The 19,037-nt window shown below is 53.9% G+C and carries 18 protein-coding genes; 4 read left to right on the top strand and 14 right to left on the bottom strand.

Annotation, left to right across the window (positions count from 1 at the left end):
- Positions 1-6: 6 nt before the first annotated feature.
- From DBR37_RS08745 to DBR37_RS08725, 5 genes are all read right to left on the bottom strand, one after another.
- The gene (locus DBR37_RS08745; protein ID WP_124574040.1) at positions 7-1,146 is read right to left on the bottom strand and encodes a PepSY domain-containing protein; all 1,140 of its coding nucleotides are present in this window, start codon (positions 1,144-1,146) and stop codon (positions 7-9) included.
- Entirely contained in the window at positions 1,146-3,353 is a 2,208-nt protein-coding gene (locus tag DBR37_RS08740) for a TonB-dependent siderophore receptor (RefSeq protein ID WP_124574039.1), read from the bottom strand. The genes DBR37_RS08745 and DBR37_RS08740 overlap by 1 nt, the downstream gene beginning before the upstream one ends.
- Before the next feature lie 213 nt (positions 3,354-3,566).
- Positions 3,567-3,800 (bottom strand): hypothetical protein, encoded by a 234-nt coding sequence (locus tag DBR37_RS08735; protein ID WP_124574038.1) that lies wholly within the window; start codon positions 3,798-3,800, stop codon positions 3,567-3,569.
- 33 nt (positions 3,801-3,833) lie between these two features.
- Positions 3,834-4,736: a substrate-binding domain-containing protein gene (locus DBR37_RS08730; protein ID WP_158610241.1), complete on the bottom strand. Its 903-nt coding sequence runs from the start codon at positions 4,734-4,736 to the stop codon at positions 3,834-3,836.
- A 272-nt stretch (positions 4,737-5,008) separates the two neighbouring features.
- Entirely contained in the window at positions 5,009-7,210 is a 2,202-nt protein-coding gene (locus DBR37_RS08725; protein WP_124574036.1) for an OsmC domain/YcaO domain-containing protein, read from the bottom strand.
- 177 nt (positions 7,211-7,387) lie between these two features.
- On the opposite strand from DBR37_RS08725, the gene DBR37_RS08720 reads away from it, so the two are divergent.
- From DBR37_RS08720 to fnr, 4 genes are all read left to right on the top strand, one after another.
- Entirely contained in the window at positions 7,388-8,350 is a 963-nt protein-coding gene (locus DBR37_RS08720; protein WP_124574035.1) for an arsenic resistance protein, read from the top strand.
- A 40-nt stretch (positions 8,351-8,390) separates the two neighbouring features.
- Entirely contained in the window at positions 8,391-8,720 is a 330-nt protein-coding gene (locus DBR37_RS08715; RefSeq protein WP_124574034.1) for a multidrug efflux SMR transporter, read from the top strand.
- A gap of 115 nt (positions 8,721-8,835) precedes the next feature.
- Entirely contained in the window at positions 8,836-9,180 is a 345-nt protein-coding gene (gene fdxA / locus DBR37_RS08710) for a ferredoxin FdxA (RefSeq protein ID WP_124574033.1), read from the top strand.
- 86 nt (positions 9,181-9,266) lie between these two features.
- Positions 9,267-10,025: a fumarate/nitrate reduction transcriptional regulator Fnr gene (gene fnr / locus DBR37_RS08705; protein WP_124574032.1), complete on the top strand. Its 759-nt coding sequence runs from the start codon at positions 9,267-9,269 to the stop codon at positions 10,023-10,025.
- 24 nt (positions 10,026-10,049) lie between these two features.
- Here fnr and DBR37_RS08700 read toward each other — a convergent pair whose 3' ends face one another.
- The 9 genes from DBR37_RS08700 to ccoS form a co-directional block, all read right to left on the bottom strand.
- Complete coding sequence (locus DBR37_RS08700; RefSeq protein ID WP_124574031.1) at positions 10,050-12,170, bottom strand: autotransporter domain-containing protein; 2,121 nt, start codon at positions 12,168-12,170, stop codon at positions 10,050-10,052.
- Between the two features lie 346 nt (positions 12,171-12,516).
- The gene (locus DBR37_RS08695) at positions 12,517-13,254 is read right to left on the bottom strand and encodes a hypothetical protein (protein ID WP_158610240.1); all 738 of its coding nucleotides are present in this window, start codon (positions 13,252-13,254) and stop codon (positions 12,517-12,519) included.
- Between the two features lie 290 nt (positions 13,255-13,544).
- Complete coding sequence (locus DBR37_RS08690) at positions 13,545-14,078, bottom strand: FixH family protein (protein WP_124574029.1); 534 nt, start codon at positions 14,076-14,078, stop codon at positions 13,545-13,547.
- A 22-nt stretch (positions 14,079-14,100) separates the two neighbouring features.
- The gene (gene ccoG, locus DBR37_RS08685; RefSeq protein WP_124574213.1) at positions 14,101-15,501 is read right to left on the bottom strand and encodes a cytochrome c oxidase accessory protein CcoG; all 1,401 of its coding nucleotides are present in this window, start codon (positions 15,499-15,501) and stop codon (positions 14,101-14,103) included.
- 5 nt (positions 15,502-15,506) lie between these two features.
- Positions 15,507-16,448, bottom strand: a complete 942-nt coding sequence (ccoP, locus tag DBR37_RS08680; RefSeq protein ID WP_124574028.1) for a cytochrome-c oxidase, cbb3-type subunit III — start codon at positions 16,446-16,448, stop codon at positions 15,507-15,509.
- Entirely contained in the window at positions 16,441-16,623 is a 183-nt protein-coding gene (locus DBR37_RS08675; protein ID WP_124574027.1) for a cbb3-type cytochrome c oxidase subunit 3, read from the bottom strand. Before DBR37_RS08675 ends, ccoP begins: the two co-directional genes overlap by 8 nt.
- A 2-nt stretch (positions 16,624-16,625) precedes the next feature.
- Positions 16,626-17,240, bottom strand: coding sequence for a cytochrome-c oxidase, cbb3-type subunit II (gene ccoO, locus DBR37_RS08670; RefSeq protein WP_124574026.1), 615 nt, complete (start codon positions 17,238-17,240; stop codon positions 16,626-16,628).
- Positions 17,241-17,273: 33 nt separating this feature from the next.
- On the bottom strand, positions 17,274-18,698 hold the full coding sequence (gene ccoN, locus DBR37_RS08665; protein ID WP_124574025.1) for a cytochrome-c oxidase, cbb3-type subunit I: 1,425 nt from the start codon (positions 18,696-18,698) through the stop codon (positions 17,274-17,276).
- 183 nt (positions 18,699-18,881) lie between these two features.
- On the bottom strand, positions 18,882-19,034 hold the full coding sequence (gene ccoS, locus DBR37_RS08660; protein WP_124574024.1) for a cbb3-type cytochrome oxidase assembly protein CcoS: 153 nt from the start codon (positions 19,032-19,034) through the stop codon (positions 18,882-18,884).
- Between the last annotated feature and the right edge of the window lie 3 nt (positions 19,035-19,037).

Raw genomic sequence — 19,037 nt, 5'->3', positions numbered from 1 at the left:
ATTCTTTCAGGTCTCTAACTGATGCGCCTGTATCAGCTTCTCCATGCGCGCCTCATTCGTCTTGCGCCGTACTATCCACAAATACAAACCACTGCCTAGTACCACAATGGAAATCAGGTCGAGTATCGCCCACATGATTTGCATAGGACGGCCACCGTAATCACCGAAATGCAAAGGCTGCGACAACAACAGACCCGTCAAATACCACGGCAAGGTACGGCTGTCCGTTACCTCACCGGTAGTCGCATCAACCAGTACCGGCTTGAACAAACGCGAAGTCAACGCTTCCGTTCCACGCATGAAAATACCGTAATGATGCGGACTGGTAAAACTGGTACCGGGGAACGCGATGAAGCCCATCTTCATATCAGGCTCCAGCGTGATCGCCGCATCCACTGCTTTTTGCAATGAGCCGAGCTCAGTCAAAGGCGGCTTGCCCTTGTATGGCGCGACCATCTCTGCCATCTGATCGAACTGCCAGTACTTCACCAGCAAATCAGCCCAGGTATTGATCACACCTGTCGCACCGACTACCAGCAACCATGACAGCGTCACGATACCGAGCAGATTATGCAGGTCCAGCCATTTCAGACGGTTGGATCGTTCAGCGCGTACCGTGCCGAACTCCAGCTTTTTCATGAATGGTCCGTACAACACCACACCGGACACGATAGCCACCAGTAGCAAGATGCCCATGAAGCCGAGGAACAGCATCCCGGCCAGACCGGCAAACAGATTCACGTGCAGCGAAAACATGATGTACATAAAGCCACTGCTTAACGGTGGCTGTCCGAGCACTTCGCCAGTACGCGCATCCACCGCTACCTGCTTCATATCCACTTCAGAAGTCGGCGTTGTCGCCAGCGTCACGAACCAGATGCGATCATCGTCCGGTTCCTGCGAGGCAAACATGCCGACCTTGTCCGGATGCTGCGCCAGCGCAATCTCCATCACGCGATCCATGCTGATGCGCGACGTATGCGCAGGCATCTCCTTCGCCTCTATCTCGGTACCGAGCAAATGCCCGATCTCGTGATGGAAGATCAGTGGCAAGCCGGTCACGCATAGCAGCAGCATGAACACTGTACATACCAGGCTGGACCACTTATGGATCCAGGCCCAGCGCCTGAGTTTGGTACCCGTCATCAGAAGTCGACGGAAGCGGTCAGGGTGGCAGTACGTGGAGCGCCCAGAACAAGGTAGTTATCCGTAGCACTTGCACCACCGGCAGACGCCCAGTAATTGCGATCAGTCAGATTATCAATACGAGCACGCAAGGTAACCAATTTACCACCTAGCATCGTCAGGTAGCGCGCGCCTATGTCCAAACGTGTCCACGAAGGGATGCTAAGGGAGTTATCCTGGCTCGCGTACTGCGAACTCGTGTACAGCGCTCTTCCGGTAAGTGTCAGTCCTTTTAGATTTGGCACATCCCATTCGACACCCACGTTAGCCTGGGTATCCGGTGAGCCGATCGCTTTCTTGCCACTAAAGCCGCCATCCGTCGCCACTTGCTTGGCATCCAGCGCGGTTATCCCACCCAGCAGACGGAGGCCTCGTTGTAACTCGCCATACATGGTCAACTCGATACCTTTATTTTCTTGCTTGCCGTCGATGACATAAATTTGATTAACACCTCGACCGGTTGCACGGTCAGTCATAAACAAGCTCAAGGCTCCACCAAAACGACCACCGTCATATTTAACACCGACTTCTTTTTGCTTGGATACATATGGATTCAATGCTGCTCCCACATTCAGCATTGCCACACCCTGGCTGGTTGAAGGTGCATTTCCGCCATCAACCAAGGCTTCGATGTAGTTACCATATAGGGAAACTTTATCTGAAGCTTTGAACACAAGACCTGCGACAGGAGACAGACGGCTTTTTGAATTTGATAAATCCGGCGCACCAGTGTTGTAATCGAAGGAGCTGCTTTCGATTTTCTGATGCCGGGCACCAAGTGTAAGCAATACCCTGTCATCAACGAAGGACATCGTGTCAGCAATCGCAAAACTGGAAGTTTTTGTCTTTGCTTGTAGCAACGGGTTGTTCAAATTCCCACCGACCGATGCCGTAGCAGGAGGCGCAGCTACCGGAAACGGGTTGTACAAATTGCCCGCAAAACCAGCGAAATCAGAGAATGCGTACGCATTCTTTTTCTCCAGCGAGAATATAGAAGCGGAAGCGACCAAATTGTGTTTTACTGCGCCGATGACGACTTTGGCACGTATACCTATCTCTCCGGTTTTTGCTGTTTCTTCACGTACATTATCAAAGCGATACGTGGAGGTAACGCCGTTTGCGTCAGATCTCGGGTTGGCCAATACATTGGACTCATCTCCTTTTCGCACACCTGCGGCCGCCCAGACTGTTACGGTATCGCTCAGGTCAAATTCGCCACGCAAGGTACCGAAAGTATCCTTCTCCTTCGAGTAAGTCCAAGGTTGAGCAAAGTTGCTGGAAGCATCTGGCGCACGCGGGATACCACCATTCGGCGTTACGCTCGGACGAGGCTGATCAATGCGATGGTTTTGATAACCGATATCTGCCGACAAGCGCGCATTACGACCACGCCAATCGAGACCGATAGCCAAAACGCTAAGCTCACGATTCTCGTTTTTCACCGATGTTTCACCATCACGACGCGCTGCGTTGAAGCGAACACCTGTACTTTGATCAGGACCAAAGCGGCGCGCTATATCGACCGCACCGTACGCTTGCCCACCACTTTCTATACCTGCGGTGAATTGTGTCAACGGTTCGTTCGTCGCGCGTTTAGGCATCAGATTAATTGCCCCACCGATACCGCTACCACCCGGTGCCGCACCATTGAGGAAGGTGTTTGCGCCACGGAAAACTTCTACTCGCTCGACCAGCTCAGTAGCCACAAACTGACGTGGCAACATTCCATACAAGCCGTTGTAGGCAATGTCATCTGAATAAACAGGAAAACCCCGAATGACGTATAACTCCTGAAAATTTCCGAAACCGCGTGCTACTCGCACGGAGGGATCATTTTGCACCACGTCCGCGACGCTACGCGCCTGCTGATTCTGTATCAGTTCATTGGTATAACTGGTAATGGAGAACGGCGTATCCATATTGTCCTGCGTACCCAAAATACCAGCGCGCCCGCCGCGTGCTACCTGCCCGCCTGCATACGCTTTCGACAAACCTTCCGCCGATGCGTCGGCACTCGATGTCACCGTGATCGCTTCCAGCTGCGTAGTAGTCGGTGCTTGCGCAGTCTGTGCATGCGCTGCATTAACGAAGAATGGGAGCGCTGCCTGCAAGGCACACACCAGTAAAGTCGGTTTGAAAAAATCCTGAAGATTGAGATGGACAGCCATCGATGTTTCCTTTGTTCTTGAAGGGAGAGAAGCGGATGCTGAATGCTGGAAACAGCTGCAAATAAATGAAAATGATTCTCATTATAATTTTTATGCAAAGGTGTCGCAAATGATCTTTAAGCAGACGAGCGTTTTCCTTCTGCCGGAACAAAGGCAGCAACATCGCTATAGAGGGAGATGGAATGTTTGCAGCTGTGGTCAGTGAACAACAACCTACACGAAGTGCGAACCGAGATCGCGCTGATTGGCGATCAATTTGTACATGCCGATGATGTGTCCGTCGTTTTCTGCAACGTAAGACCTCACTCCGGATGCAAACCAGTATGTGCATGCATCGTCGTAACGGATATCTGCAGCGAAGACATCACTCACACCCGGCGCCAGGACCTTTTGAAAAATAGGCAGCATGGCGCCGAAGTCTGTTTCTCGCGCACGACGAAGAATCATTTCAAAGAAACTGCTGGCCCGAAAGCCGGAATGTTAACCTGCTTCTGCGGCAGGCTGCTGACGATGAAGCAAGCGCGCTCTTTGCAGCAGATGGACATCTGCTTCGTCTTCGTAGTTGGCGCTTTGTACGCGCGGTGGCTTACGGACTTCCAGCGCCGCATGTATTCTGCGCGGCGATTTGCCGACGATTTCGCTGCGTGGCTGGAAGCCTTGCGCGGTGAAATTGTGCTCCAGGAAGATCTCGATGAAATCACGCGCCGCTTCTGGTTCTTTGGCTGCCAGCGGAATCGTTACTGCATGCGAGATGGCGGAGGCCTGCACGATGTTTTTTCCATCGCCAGTCAGGTCATGCTTTGCAGTCGAATAATGCGCATTGAATGCCGGATTAGAAAGGTCCATCGTGTCTGGCAAGGATGCGTACGATATCTTTTTTGCGATGCACTCCGTACGGTAAGCGAATGCATAGTCAGTCACTTCCGCATCGGCTGCCACTACTTTACGGCCTGGGTGGTTCAACAAGGTGCACGACATGCCCGGTGCCACGCTGTCAGCCAGCATGCACGCCATCAGCGCGGCATACCCAACCGAGTGTGCATTTGGTTCCAGGTGGGAGATCGATACTTTCGGATCGCTCAGCTTTTCACGCCAGTTCTTCGCATTTAGTATCTTTCCTGGTGCATAAGCCAGCACCATGCTGTTACCGGCAAAGACGTAATAGCCGTCTGTATGGTCCGGCATCATCGCAGCGGCCACGCCGCTATCTGCCAGAATCGCCAGATCGTACACATCGCCTGTTTTCAGTTGTTGCAGGCAGTCTTTTGCACCAGCAATGCTGACTACTGCCTGTATTTCCGGGTGGCTTGCGTTAAAACGCTTCAGTGCCTGACCTACCTGTGCCGAGAAACAAGCATCAGCGAGAATACGAAGTTCTTTCATGTCGTTCATTCTTTAAACAAAAATTTTCGGTGGTAACGAAAGATGCATTTGAGCCTGCACGATTCGATATGCACGGAAGGATATAGCGTTGACCTTCACTACGCAAGGAATTGATGCGCAAAAATGAAGAAATTTCAGATAGCGAGATGCTTGATAACTTCTGCTTATCAAGCGATTACATGCAGTAATCAAACATGAGGTTTGAACAAGTGACGGGCAATAAAAAAAGCACCCGATCAGGGTGCTTTGTAGCCATCTATATATAGCGATGTTTAGCTGGATGCCGCTGCCCTGGCACGTGCCTGATGCAATTTCCGGTAGCTATCCATGAGACGATGATGCCTGTCCAGACCGTCCAGTTGCATGTTAGTAGGCGTTAATCCATAGAAACGCACGCTGCCATCGACCGAGCCCAGCACCGCATCCATGCGTGCATTGCCAAACATGCGACGGAAGTTGACCTCGTAGTCTTCCAGCTCCAGATCGTCATCCAGCACGACTTCCAGCACCACGTTCAGCGCCTGGTAGAACAAGCCGCGCTCTACCGTGTTGTCGTTGTATTGCAGGAATGCGCCCACCAGATCATGCGCGTCTTCGAACTTCTTCAGCGCCAGATTGATCAATAGCTTCAGTTCGAGCACGGTCAGCTGGCCCCAGTCTGTGTTCTCGTCAAATTCAACGCCGATCAGGGTGGCAATGTCAGAGTACTCATCCAGCTCATTGTTTTCCAGGCGATCCAGTAGTGCTGCCAGCTTCTTCTTGTCGAGTGTATGCAGGTTAAGGATATCGGCGCGGAACAGCAGCGATTTGTTGGTGTTATCCCAGATCAAATCTTCTACCGGGTAGACTTCGGAGTAACCCGGCACCAGTATGCGGCAGGCAGTTGCGCCCAGCTGATCGTACACAGCCGTATACACTTCCTTGCCCATGCCCTCGAGTATGCCAAACAGCATCGCGGCTTCTTCCGCATTCGAGTTCTCGCCCTGCCCTGAGAAATCCCATTCGACGAATTCATAGTCAGCCTTGGCACTGAAGAAGCGCCATGACACCACGCCGCTGGAATCAATGAAGTGTTCAACGAAGTTATACGGCTCGGTCACGGCATTGCTGGCGAAGGTAGGACGCGGCAAGTCGTTTAGGCCTTCAAAGCTGCGGCCCTGCATCAGCTCCGTCAGGCTGCGCTCCAGTGCGACTTCCAGGCTGGGATGCGCACCGAACGAGGCAAATACACCGCCGGTGCGTGGGTTCATCAGCGTCACGCACATGACGGGATAAGTACCGCCCAGCGATGCATCTTTCACCAATACCGGAAAGCCCTGCTCTTCCAGGCCTTTGATCCCTGCCACTATGCCCGGATATTTCGCCAGTACATCCTGCGGCACGTCCGGCAAGGCGATTTCGCCTTCGAGAATTTCGCGTTTGACGGCGCGCTCAAAGATTTCAGACAAGCATTGCACTTGCGCTTCCACCAGCGTATTCCCTGCACTCATGCCATTGCTGGCGTACAGGTTCTCCACCAGGTTGGACGGGAAGTACACGGTTGCACCATCCGATTGCCGCACAAACGGCAGCGAACAGATGCCGCGCTCGACGTTGCCGGAATTGGTATCGATCAGATGCGAGCCACGCAATTCGCCATCCGGATCATAGATAGCCCGGCTGTATTCATCGAGGATGTCGGCGGGCAGCGCATCTTTACGGCCCGGTTTGAACCAGCGCTCGTTCGGATAATGAACGAATTCCGCATAGCCGAGCGCTTCACCCCAGTAGGTACCGGCATAGAAATGGTTGTTGCTCAGGCGTTCGATGTACTCGCCGAGCGCCGAAGCCAGCGCGCTTTCCTTGGTCGCGCCTTTGCCATTGGTGAAACACATCGGCGAATGCGCATCGCGGATATGCAGCGACCACACATTCGGCACGATGTTGCGCCAGGAAGCGATTTCTATCTTGATGCCCAGTCCGGCCAGCAGACTGGACATATTCGCAATGGTTTGTTCCAGTGGCAAATCCTTGCCTGCGATATAAGTGTGCGCATCAGCAGCCGGTGCCAGCGTCAACAGAGCCTGCGCATCGGCATCCAGGTTGTCTACTTCCTCGATCACGAAATCAGGGCCTGCCTGCACTACTTTCTTTACCGTGCAGCGCTCGATCGAGCGCAAGATGCCGCGGCGATCTACATCCGGCAGGTCTGCCGGGAGCTCAACCTGGATCTTGAAGATTTGTTTGTAGCGATCTTCCGGATCAACAATATTGTTTTGCGACAGACGAATGTTCTCGGTCGGGATATTGCGCGTATTGCAGTACAACTTGACGAAATACGCCGCGCACAAGGCAGACGAAGCCAGGAAATAATCGAATGGGCCGGGTGCGGAACCGTCGCCCTTGTAGCGTATGGGTTGATCGGCGATCACCGTAAAATCATCGAATTTGGCTTCCAGACGAAGCTTATCGAGAAAGTTGACCTTAATTTCCATGGGGGAATTCCAAAAATGATGCTTGATATGAAGCGCTCGGCGCTCTGGCGGCGACACTTTAACACGAGCGCTCCTGCCAGGCAGCGCAGCACGCACGTCATCCTGCGTACAAATCCGGCATTGCACAGAACACCTATCCCGTTGAAAATTGCGTTTCTTCAAAGACGGATAGCAAGAATGAATGTCGAAAACATAAGGTCGCAGCTGGAGGAAAGGCAAGTCGCAATCTACTTTGCGGCAGTTGTCATCGCGGCAATCGCTGCCATGCTGATCCCCGGCACTACTGCGGCCGAGGCTGCCATCAATCCGGCGCTGGCGTTCATGCTCTACGTCACCTTCCTGCAAGTGCCATTGGTCGAGCTGGGCCAGGCACTCAAACAGCTGCGTTTCATGGCTGCGCTGTTGATTTCAAATTTCATCGTCATCCCGCTGCTGGTGTTCACGCTGGTTGGGGTTTTCCTTGACGATCCGATGTTGCGTCTGGGCGTGATGCTGGTCTTGCTGGCACCTTGTATCGATTACGTGGTCACCTTCGCCCACCTCGGCCGCGCCGATGCCAGGCTGCTGCTCGCGTCCACACCCATGCTGCTGATCGCCCAGATGCTGATGCTGCCGCTTTACCTGAGCCTGATGCTGGGCGCGGAAGTCGCCAACTATATAGAAGCAGGTCCTTTCGTCCATGCCTTCGTCTGGCTGATCGCCGTGCCGCTGTTTCTGGCCGGGATCACCCAATTATTTGCCCAGCGCAGCCGCACCGGCAAAGCCATCAGCAGCTATCTGGGCCTGACTCCGGTTCCGGCCACCGCACTGGTACTGATCATCGTCATCATCGCGGTACTGCCACAACTAGGCACAGCCCTTGCATCGGTACGCCAGGTATTGCCGCTGTATGTAACCTATGCCGTACTCGCACCAATTTGCGGCTGGTGGATCGCGCGCAAGGCAAAACTGGCTTCCGCCTCGTCCAGAGCGGTCGCCTTCAGTTCAGCCACGCGCAATTCACTGGTGGTTCTGCCGCTGGCATTGGCCGTTCCCGGCGCGATACCAGTGCTACCTGCCATCATCGTGGCGCAGACGCTGGTGGAATTGATCAGTGAACTCGTTTATGTGCGCGTAATCGCTCGCTGGGGACAGGAATGAAACTGACTTTATCTGCATTCAATTTGAAAAAGGCTGCCTGATGGGATGGTTGTATTTAATACTGGCGGGTCTGTGCGAAATTTTTTATGCCGCAGCCATGCCCAGAACGGATGGCTTTACCAGACTCGGGCCCAGCCTGTTCTGTATATTCTTTATCGGCCTCAGCATGTACTTCCTGTCGCTGGCCACACGCACGATTCCTATCGGCACCGCTTATGCAGTGTGGGTAGGCATAGGCGCACTCGGCACGGCGATCTACGGCATCACGGTGCTGGATGAAGACAAGGGCTTGCTGCGCATGTGCTGCTTTGGTCTCATCCTCGCCGGCATCGTCGGCCTCAAACTGGTCTCGCAAGAGCGCTCGATTTAAGACTGCCACAGCGGCATCACTCACCTGCTTCTACATCATCAATTTCCCCCTTTAGGGGCAAATTTGCCTCGACCGTTTACAATGTCGTATCTGAGCGTAGAAATGAAAGCAGCAAATGCCGTTTGTCGTTACCGAAGCATGTATTCAATGTAAATACACTGATTGTGTCGTCGTTTGTCCGATGGACTGTTTTTTTGAAGGTCCGAACTTCCTGGCCATCAATCCGGATGAATGCATAGATTGCTCGGTGTGCGTACCTGAATGTCCGGTCAATGCCATTATCGGCGCGACCGAGGTGGCGCCGGAACAGCAGCACTTCGTTGCATTGAATCGTGAGCTATCACAGCATCCTGACTGGAAACGCATCAGCAAACAAAAAGACCCCATGCCCGAACACGAGAAATGGGCGCAGGTCAAAGACAAGTTGCCCTTGCTGCTGATTGATGACAAGATCGCATGAAGTAACATTCGTTCGCACCAGATAAACAAATTACCGTCTTGCCCTCGCATCACGGTTTACATGAGTAAAGAATACGAGCCAGGAATATGAGCCAGCCTTCCCCCACCAGCACAGATCCCGCTTTGAGCGTCAACGCGTTACGCGCCAGTTGCTCCACCTGCAGCATGCATCAGCTGTGTCTGCCGATGGGCCTGGGTGAAAACGATATGGACAGGCTGGACAAGATTATCGGTCGCCGTCGCAAGGTGGCGCGTGATGATTATCTGTACCGGATGGGCGATGCCTTTACCAATCTGTATGCGGTGCGCGTCGGGCATTTCAAAACCTGTCAGATCAATGCCGGTGGCGAACAACAGATTACCGGTTTCCAGATGACGGGCGAATTGCTCGGCATGGATGCGATCAGTACTGACCGTCATCATTGCAATGCAGTCGCACTCGAAGACAGCGAAGTCTGCGAAATCCCGTTCCCGCGTCTGGAAGAGTTGTTCAGCACGATGCCGACCTTGCTGCGCCACTTCCATCGCATGATGAGCCAGGAAATCACACGCGAACAAAGCGTCATGCTCCTGCTGGGAAATATGCGCGCCGAACAGCGCTTTGCGGCTTTCCTCGTCAACCTTGCATCGCGTTACACAACACGTGGCTATTCCTCAACCAATTTCCAGTTGCGCATGTCGCGTGAAGACATCGGCAACTATCTCGGCCTGACTATAGAAAGCATCAGCCGCCTGCTCTCCAAGTTCAAGAAGCAGGGGCTGCTGAAAGTCAACAACCGTGAAATCGAATTGCTCGATCTGACGATGTTGAAAGCGATGGCAGCAGGCACCGAAACCTGCGCTTAAGCTGGCTGCGCCTGTGTTCTGCGGTCAGAACTGCCGCACATACATGAATCGTGCACCAGCTGCGTTATTGCCATAAGCCTGTTGCGACCAATACAAGCCGCTCTGAATGGTGCTGTCCGGCGTCAACAGATAACGCGCTTGCGCGCCTATCTGCGCACGTGTACGTTTATCAGGCGCAGCATTCCGGCTGTAATTTCCGATGTAATCCATCGCAACCGCGAAGTTGCGCTGATCAACCGAGATATCACGTGTAACACCGATAAGGGCTGTCAGCGTTAACTTATTATTTACCTGTCGCGCCACCCGTAGTCCGCCATCCACGCTAGTCGCGCTACGCCCCATCGCTGCATAGCTGGCGGCGAAAGCGAGTTCGCCGACCTCAGTGTAAGCCGCGCGACTTACATTGCTGTAAGCGAGACCTGCATATGGTTCAAATTGCAGACCATCCTGCCAGATATAGCGATAGCCTGCTTCGATACTCGCAGCCTTGCCCCTGATCTCGGCACGTCCGACACCCGTTTCTGTATTCGCCATGCTTGTACGTGTAATGTTCACTCTGGACTGCTGATAAGCAGCCGCCACTCTCGTCTTCCAACCCAGACCATGTTTGCTTGCGTTGAACTGGGCGAATACGCCCAGGCCCGGAACGTGATGACCGGCCTGGTAGTTGGCAGGCAAGCTGTTGCTCATGTTCTGGTTCAGATTCATACCGATGCGCCATTGCGATGTCAGCCGCTTACCCAGAACCAGATTCGCAGTGTTGACACGCGCTTCGTGATTGCGGTTGTAGGAAGCACCTGCTCCTATACAGTAGGAGCCAACATCAACCTGACAATCCTGTTGCAACAACATCTGCAGTTGTGCGCCGCGCATGTCCAGAACTTTCTGCGCCTGCTGCGCTGTTTGATTCAGTGCCATGACAGTACTGTTTACATCCACGATCACATTGCTCTTCCAAAGCGCTGCACGGCTATCGCCGTTTGCAGCATCAGCATACCCGGCGATGACCGAACCGTCGGCGGAAATACCAGTGGCAACCGAGGTATTCCCTCCCAGCGTGCCAAGATCGATCATCCCGCCGCTATCCGTATACCTGAATGCATGTGTACCAGTGGCCGTATCACTTTGCCCGATGATGACTGCGCCATTGGCAGAAACCGCCGCGGCAACCGAAGCGCCGTTTTCAAGCGTACCCAGACTCACCATACCGCCGCCATCCGTATGCTTGAAAGCGCGCTCACCATCTGCGGAATCACTGCCTCCCACCACCACTACACCATCCTCTGAAACAGCTGTGGCAAATGAGTTTAGGCCACCGGACAAGGTTCCAATGTCCGCCATCACAGCTCCTGCATGCTTGAAGGCATGGACCGCACCACCTGCAATCTCACTTCTCCCCACTACCACGCGACCATCTGCCGATACCGCAATTGCATTGGCTTTCGCTCCGCCGCTCAAAGTACCCAGATCCTCCATTACATGGCCATCCGTGTACTTGAAGGCATGAACATTGCCACTCGCCACATCGGCACTGCCAATTACCACTGAACCGTCAGCCGAAACACCTGACGCAGTTGAAAACACGCCACCGGGCAATACACCCAGATCCTGCATGCCGTCATGATCGGTATATCTGAAAGCATGAACATAACCGCCAGTCGTATCGCCTGCACCAACCACCACTTGTCCGTTCGCAGAGACCGCAATAGCAGATGACGTGCTGCCATCAAGCAATGCACCCAAATCCTTCATGCCGTCGCTATCGGTGTAACGAAACGCACGGATATGGCCACTGGCCGTATCGCTAACACCGATAATCACCATGCCATCCGCGGAAACGGCGCGCGCGGATGAAAATGTTCCGCCTTTCAACACCTTAAGATTCTCAATGACACCGCTATTTCCATACCTGAAAGCACGCAAGCCATCCGTAGTGCTGATTTCTCCAACGGTAACCGCGCCATTCGCAGAAATTGACTTTGCAGCAGAACTACTCCAGTGTGCAGCCCTGTCCAGATCATGTACGTCTACTTCCGCATACGCTTCAAATGAAGTGAGTATGAATAGACCCATTAATGTAAAGGTGAGTTTGGTGTTACTGACATGAGATATCGTCCGGGCATCCTGAGCATGAAGTTTCGACATACTTTCTACCTCCCTTTGTACCGAATACTTACGCAAAGAGCCTATGTATCTTTCCAAATCCTGAATGGGTAAAAATATGCGTACGTACTCCTTAATAAATATCTTTGCTAGACATGGCTCTACTTACACGTTCGACCATATGCATGGCAATTCCAACAAGGGAACTCTTATTTCACGGATAAAAGGCACGCTTCCCGAGGCGTCGGGAAGGAGAGATAACGGACGCTAACAAGCGCTTACAAATTATTTTTTGCCACCCAGTCACGCACAACATACTTCGCTTAAAAACATGCTTCTTCTTATGAAAGATCCATAAGAAAATTCCGAGCAGGACTCAACAGCGAAATCAGGAATCATGTTTCCGAACTGAGTTCAGTAATAGCAAGGGTGCAGACAAGGCGCCCTGCTCCGATACCTTGCCCAGATCCACCATACCTTTGCTATCGGTATGCATGAAGGAATGTATATCGCCATTCGCCATGTCGGCCATGCCGATCACGACCACGCCATCTGCCGACACCTCATACGCAAATGAACGTGACCCTCCGGGGAGCGTACCCAGATCCTGCATACCGCCTTGATCGGTATATTTGAAGGCATGGGTCTCACCGTTGCGCAAACGACTTTCGCCAACGGCCACCTCACCATCGGAGGAACTGGCGCGCACTGCTGAAAAATTCCCACCCAGAGTGCACAGGCTGACCATACCCTGGCCATGTACATGTCTGAATGCATGGTAAGAGCCATCTGCCCGTTCACTGACACCCAGCACTACCTTGCCATCGGCAGATACAGCAGTGGCATTGGAGTGCTTGCCACCCAGCGTGCCAAGGTCAGTCATGACGCCATCCACATACTTGAATGCATGATTGCTATCGCCTGCCATGATTCGCTGGCCAATGATGGTACGGCCATCCGCTGATACCGCGGTCGCGGTAGCTCCCTCGGCCAGGGTACCCTGATCCGTCACCTCCCATTCGGCATGCGCATGCAAGGACAGCAATGAAAGGGCGATGGCAGCGAAGAAATGATATTTCCTGTGCACGCACTTCGACGCGACATGTAGCGTTTGTGATCCGGACATCTGTGTTCTCCATGACGACATCACATACCGCAGCAACAAGCATCGAGATGTGCCTGGTACTGTGCAGCAACCTGTGACAATGAAGAGAATTGTCCGGCACGGCTGATCAAAAAGATTTGATCAGCGTCCGTTCATGGAAATATCGTTCGAAGATTGACGTTTGTTGACGTGACGACATCGTTACAAATGTGTCGCACTTGATGTACGCATCGATCCTTTGCGCGCAGCATGGAGCGGTGCATAAAGAGAGATACGAGAGAGAAAACGTCTGTTAACTTACCAGGCTCACATTACTGTGTCTGGTCGGCATCCAGCGCCAGACTGTCTTGTGTCGGCCACAGCCAGACGCCGCCGAGGCGCCATTCACGTTGCTTGTTCTCCACCAGGACCTGCCAGCGCCCCGCTTCCAGATAAGGCAGGCTGATTTCAAATCGTCCGGCCTCACCGGTCTGTGCGTAGAGCACAATATCCTTCTCAGGCAGGGTCGCGTGGATCAGTCGTAGCTGGATATCACCTATTGCCTGGCGCGCATCGCTGGAAACCTGGCCGGCCAGCTTCTGCTTATCGCTATCGTAGTAGACCTTGAAATGCATGCCCAGACTGCTGGCCACCCGGTCGCGACGCAAGTCCTGGTTAATCGCCTTGCCTTGCTTGTAGTAGTCATCGACCACCAGTGCATCCTGCTGCTTGACCGCTATCCATATCGTAAAAATGCCTGCAATGACGACTGTGAACGGTCCCAGCATCAGCAACCACGGCCAGCGATGCTTGTACCACGGCGCTTCTTCGGGCAGGCGGTTTAATACCGGCGATGTCGTGTTCATGTCTTTCTCCTCGTTACGCATATCAGCGCGGCACAAAAAATACCGCTTTTTCGGTGACGTGCAGGCTCTCATCATCCACGGCCTGCAGGCTGAAAGTAATATCGTTCGACCCTGGCGCGCCCTGTCCTGCTTCTGCCCGCACCCGTACCGGTACAGCGCGTGTTTCTGTGCCATCCAGCTGGACTTCATCCGACGTAAGCAGCGTCAAGGTATCGATACCATCGACGGTGATTTTGTATAAATGAGCTGTCTCTGAAGTGTTCATGATTTGCAGGCGGTAGACGTTTTCTATCATGCCGTCCTCCACCTCACGTCCCAGCGCGCCGCGATCACGTATGACATCCAGCTTGAGTGGTGTGCGCATGGTCAGCGCCGTGAAGAAGGCAATCACTACCATGCCCAGGATCGCGCCATAGATCAGCACGCGCGGCCGCAAGGTACGCCGTTTGATTTCCTTGACGGACAGATTGTTGGCCAGTGCGTTTTCGGTCGTGTAGCGTATGAGTCCGCGTGGCGCTCCGGTCTTGTCCATCACCGAATTACAGGCGTCGACGCAGGCCGCGCAACCTATGCATTCGTATTGCAAACCATCCCGGATGTCGATGCCGACCGGGCACACTTGTACGCACATCGAGCAATCGATGCAGGAACCGAATTGAATACCTTTAGCGTCGCTGTGTTTGTTCGGCATGCCACGCGGCTCACCACGCTTGCGGTCGTAGCTGATGATGAGCGAATCCTTGTCGAACATCGAACTCTGGAAACGCGCATACGGACACATGTATTTGCATACCTGCTCGCGCAGCCAGCCGGCGTTGCCATAGGTGGCAAATGAGTAGAACAGCACCCAGAAGGTTTGCCATGGACCCAGTGTCATCGCAGCTACCTGCAGCGCCAGTTCGCGTATCGGGGTGAAGTAACCGACGAAGGTAAAGCCTGTCCACAACGCCACACTACCCCAGGCCAGATGTTTGGCTGCTTTTTTTGCATACTTGGCGACCGAGGCCGGCTGCTTGTCCAGACGCATGCGTGCACTGCGCTTGCCTTCTATCACGCGTTCTATCCACAGGAAAATTTCTGTGTAGACCGTCTGTGGGCAGGAAAAGCCGCACCATACCCGACCTGCTATCGCGGTAGCAAGGAAGAGTAAATAGGCGCTGATGATGAGCAAGGCTGCCAGGTAAATGAAATCCTGCGGCCACAAGACGATGCCAAAGATGTAGAACTTGCGCGCCGCCAGATCAAACAGCAAGGCCTGCCGACCATTCCAGCTCAACCACGGCAAACCGTAGAAGGCCAGTTGCGTCAGCCACACGCACAGCCAGCGTATGCTGGCGTAGCGTCCTTTGATCTCGCGCGGATAAATCTCCTCACGTGCTGCATACATCTTGATGACGGAGATTTCCGGCTTGCTGTTTTCCATGCTCATTACTTGCTAGCTGCGTCTTTCTTTTCGGCGTTCGACAGGCTCCAGACATAGGCCGCCAGCACTTGTATTTTGGCGTCACCGAGGAAGTCTTCAAACGGCGGCATATTGTTGTCGCGCCCTTTGCGTATGGTTTCCATGATGGAATTCACACCACCGCCATGCAGCCATATCTTGTCGCTCAGGTTGGGCGCACCCAGTGCCTGGTTACCCTTGCCGTCCGCACCGTGGCAGGCAGCGCAAGCCGCCATGAATTTCGGCTTGCCGAATACCACCTTGATCGGATCCGCTGTGCTGCCGGACAGGCTGAGTACATAGTGCGCAACGTTTTCCACATCCTTGTCGGCACCCAGCGCAGCCGCCATAGGCGGCATCACGCCATGTCGTCCGTGCAGGATGGTGGTCTTGATGGTTTCCGGGTCGCCGCCATACAGCCAGTCCTTATCGGTCAGGTTCGGGAAGCCCTTATTGCCGCGGGCATCCGAGCCGTGGCATTGCGCACAGTAGTTGAGGAACAAACGTTCACCGATGGCTTGCGCCTGCGGGTCAGCCGCCACTTCCTTCAGATCCTGCTGCTGATACTTGGCAAACAAGGGGCCGTATTCGGTATCGGCTTTCTTCAGTTCGGTTTCGTATGCACCTGCCGACTTCCAGCCCAGCTTGCCGGCATAACTGCCCAGCCCTGGGTACAGCACCAGATAGGCCAGGCCGAAGATGATGGTCAGGTAGAACAACCACATCCACCAGCGCGGCATCGGTGTATTCAGTTCGGTCAGGTTTTCATCCCAGACATGGCCGGTGGTTTCCGACACACGTCCGGTTTCCTTATCGACCTTGACCTTCACTTTCGATTGCGACCACAGCAGGATGCCGCAGCCAAAGATACCGAGCAGCGTGAGGACGGTGATGTACAGATCCCAGAACCCGTTGGTGAAATCAGCCATGCTTATTCTCCTGCTGTTCCATGTCTTCTTCATCGGCAAACGGTGCGCGTGCCGCCACGGCGAAGTCGGCGTCACGATGCAGGATGAAGGTCCAGGCCAGGATGCCGAGGAAGGTCAGAAAACTCACTACGGTGACGATGCTGCTGGCATCTATGCTGATATTGGCTAGTGTCATGATTAACGTCTCGTTTTGATCAAAGTGCCCAATCCCTGCAGATATGCGACCAGCGCATCCTGCTCCGTCTTGCCTTCCAGCTCGGCTGGTGCGGCTTTGATTTCTTCATCCGTGTACGGCACACCGAGACGTTGCAAGGCGCGCATGCGCGGCATGATTTCATTCGGCACCAGCTTGGTTTTCGCCAGCCACGGATAGCCCGGCATATTCGATTCCGGTACCAGATCACGTGGTCTATCCAGATGCGCACGGTGCCATTCATCGTTGTAACGTCCGCCTACGCGTGCCAGATCCGGGCCGGTACGTTTCGAGCCCCACTGGAACGGATGGTCGTAGACGAACTCACCTGCCACCGAGTAATGGCCGTAGCGCTCGGTCTCGGCGCGGAACGGACGGATCATTTGCGAGTGACAGTTGTAGCAACCTTCGCGGGTGTAAACATCACGTCCGGCCAGGCGCAGCGGCGAGTACGGTTTCAGTCCGGCCACCGGTTCGGTCGTTGATTTCTGGAAGAACAGAGGCACGATCTCTACCGCACCACCAACGCTGACCACCAGCGTTACCAGTGCGATCAACAGCCAGGGATTCTTTTCTATCCACTCATGGGAAAATTTCATACTTGCTCCTTGCAACTATTCGATATGCGATGTTCAGGCGTGAGCCGTGACGGCAGGTATGCGCGCAGCCACCGCTTCGCCGTCACGCATGGTCATGAAGGTGTTGTAAGCCATCAGCAACATGCCACTCAGGTACAGCGCACCACCGACAAAGCGGATCACGTAGTACGGATACGTCGCTTTCACGCTTTCCACAAAGGTGTAGGTCAGGGTGCCGTCCGGATTCACCGCACGCCACATCAGGCCCTGCATCACACCGGCGATCCACATCGATGCGATGTACAGCACGATGCCGATAGTCGCGACCCAGAAGTGCAGCTCGATCAGGTTGGTGCTCCACATTTGCTTCTTGCCGGACAAACGCGGGATCAGGTAGTAGATCGAACCCATAGTGATGAAGCCGACCCAGCCGAGCGCACCAGCGTGCACGTGACCTATGGTCCAGTCGGTGTAATGCGACAAGGCATTCACGGTTTTGATCGACATCATCGGACCTTCAAACGTAGCGATACCGTAGAAAGACAAGGAGACGATGAGGAATTTGAGGATAGGATCCGAGCGCAATTTATGCCACGCACCGGACAAGGTCATCATGCCGTTTATCATGCCGCCCCATGACGGCGCCAATAGGATCAGCGAGAACACCATGCCGATGGACTGGGTCCAGTCCGGCAATGCGGTGTAGTGCAAGTGATGCGGACCCGCCCACATGTATGTGAAGATCAGCGCCCAGAAGTGGACGATAGACAAGCGATACGAATACACCGGACGCTCTGCCTGCTTCGGAATGAAGTAGTACACCATGCCGAGATATCCGGCAGTCAGGATGAAGCCCACTGCGTTATGGCCGTACCACCACTGAATCATCGCATCCTGCACGCCGGCATAGGCCGAGTAGGATTTACCCAATGAGGCAGGACTCACCGCGCCGTTGACGATGTGCAGCAAGGCCACCGCAATGATGTAGGCGCCGAAGAACCAGTTGGCGACATAGATATGCTGTACTTTGCGCTTGATCAGTGTGCCGAAGAAAACCACTGCATACGCAACCCAGACGATAGTAATCAGGATGGCGATAGGCCATTCCAGTTCAGCATATTCCTTGCCGCGGGTCCAGCCCATAGGCAGCGTAATCACGGCGAGTACCAGCACCAGTTGCCAGCCCCAGAAGGTAAAAGCGGCCAGCTTGTCCGAAAACAGTCGCACCTGGCAGGTACGCTGCACCACATAATATGACGTGGCGAACAGGCCGCAGATACCGAAGGCGAAGATCACGCCGTTCGTATGCAAAGGACGCAAGCGTCCGTAACTCAACCACGCAATATCGAAATTCAGCGCCGGCCATGCCAGTTGTGCTGCGATAAAGACGCCGACCAGCATGCCGATCACGCCCCACACAACTGTCGCGATCGTGAACTGCCTGACGACCTTGTAGTTGTAATTAAGTGCTGTATCCACTGACCACTCCCCTAGTAACTCACTATGATGATCAGAGAGTAAGTGCGAGTAGAGTCTGACGTTTTGATTTGCATCAAACGGAAGTGAAACAACAGACGGGGCGCGGCTTTTATCAGACACAGGCTGGTATCAGCAAGGCTGATGACAAGTGTCGTTTAATCAAAGAAAAGCGCGAGTATGGAATCAGCCGGCTGTGCTGTCATCATCCTGCAGGATGCGTTCGGCCGGTCCTTGCAAGTCTTCGAACTGCCCGCCGTCGGACGCCTTGAAGAAGAGCCAGATCGCAAAGAAGACCAGACCGGTACTCAGCGGGATCAAGAGATACAGTGCTTCCATCTA

Source organism: Herminiimonas sp. KBW02, from assembly GCF_003852535.1.
Lineage (GTDB): Bacteria > Pseudomonadota > Gammaproteobacteria > Burkholderiales > Burkholderiaceae_D > Oxalicibacterium.
This window is presented reverse-complemented; position numbering and strand designations above follow the sequence as displayed.

Excerpts from the sequence above, each read along its gene's own strand:
- DBR37_RS08745 (WP_124574040.1), bottom strand. The coding sequence starts at position 1,146 with ATGACGGGTACCAAACTCAGGCGCTGGGCCTGGATCCATAAGTGGTCC.
- DBR37_RS08740 (WP_124574039.1), bottom strand. The coding sequence starts at position 3,353 with ATGGCTGTCCATCTCAATCTTCAGGATTTTTTCAAACCGACTTTACTG.
- DBR37_RS08735 (WP_124574038.1), bottom strand. The coding sequence starts at position 3,800 with ATGATTCTTCGTCGTGCGCGAGAAACAGACTTCGGCGCCATGCTGCCT.
- DBR37_RS08730 (WP_158610241.1), bottom strand. The coding sequence starts at position 4,736 with ATGAAAGAACTTCGTATTCTCGCTGATGCTTGTTTCTCGGCACAGGTA.
- DBR37_RS08725 (WP_124574036.1), bottom strand. The coding sequence starts at position 7,210 with ATGGAAATTAAGGTCAACTTTCTCGATAAGCTTCGTCTGGAAGCCAAA.
- DBR37_RS08720 (WP_124574035.1), top strand. The coding sequence starts at position 7,388 with ATGAATGTCGAAAACATAAGGTCGCAGCTGGAGGAAAGGCAAGTCGCA.
- DBR37_RS08715 (WP_124574034.1), top strand. The coding sequence starts at position 8,391 with ATGGGATGGTTGTATTTAATACTGGCGGGTCTGTGCGAAATTTTTTAT.
- fdxA (WP_124574033.1), top strand. The coding sequence starts at position 8,836 with ATGCCGTTTGTCGTTACCGAAGCATGTATTCAATGTAAATACACTGAT.
- fnr (WP_124574032.1), top strand. The coding sequence starts at position 9,267 with ATGAGCCAGCCTTCCCCCACCAGCACAGATCCCGCTTTGAGCGTCAAC.
- DBR37_RS08700 (WP_124574031.1), bottom strand. The coding sequence starts at position 12,170 with ATGTCGAAACTTCATGCTCAGGATGCCCGGACGATATCTCATGTCAGT.
- DBR37_RS08695 (WP_158610240.1), bottom strand. The coding sequence starts at position 13,254 with ATGTCCGGATCACAAACGCTACATGTCGCGTCGAAGTGCGTGCACAGG.
- DBR37_RS08690 (WP_124574029.1), bottom strand. The coding sequence starts at position 14,078 with ATGAACACGACATCGCCGGTATTAAACCGCCTGCCCGAAGAAGCGCCG.
- ccoG (WP_124574213.1), bottom strand. The coding sequence starts at position 15,501 with ATGGAAAACAGCAAGCCGGAAATCTCCGTCATCAAGATGTATGCAGCA.
- ccoP (WP_124574028.1), bottom strand. The coding sequence starts at position 16,448 with ATGGCTGATTTCACCAACGGGTTCTGGGATCTGTACATCACCGTCCTC.
- DBR37_RS08675 (WP_124574027.1), bottom strand. The coding sequence starts at position 16,623 with ATGACACTAGCCAATATCAGCATAGATGCCAGCAGCATCGTCACCGTA.
- ccoO (WP_124574026.1), bottom strand. The coding sequence starts at position 17,240 with ATGAAATTTTCCCATGAGTGGATAGAAAAGAATCCCTGGCTGTTGATC.
- ccoS (WP_124574024.1), bottom strand. The coding sequence starts at position 19,034 with ATGGAAGCACTGTATCTCTTGATCCCGCTGAGTACCGGTCTGGTCTTC.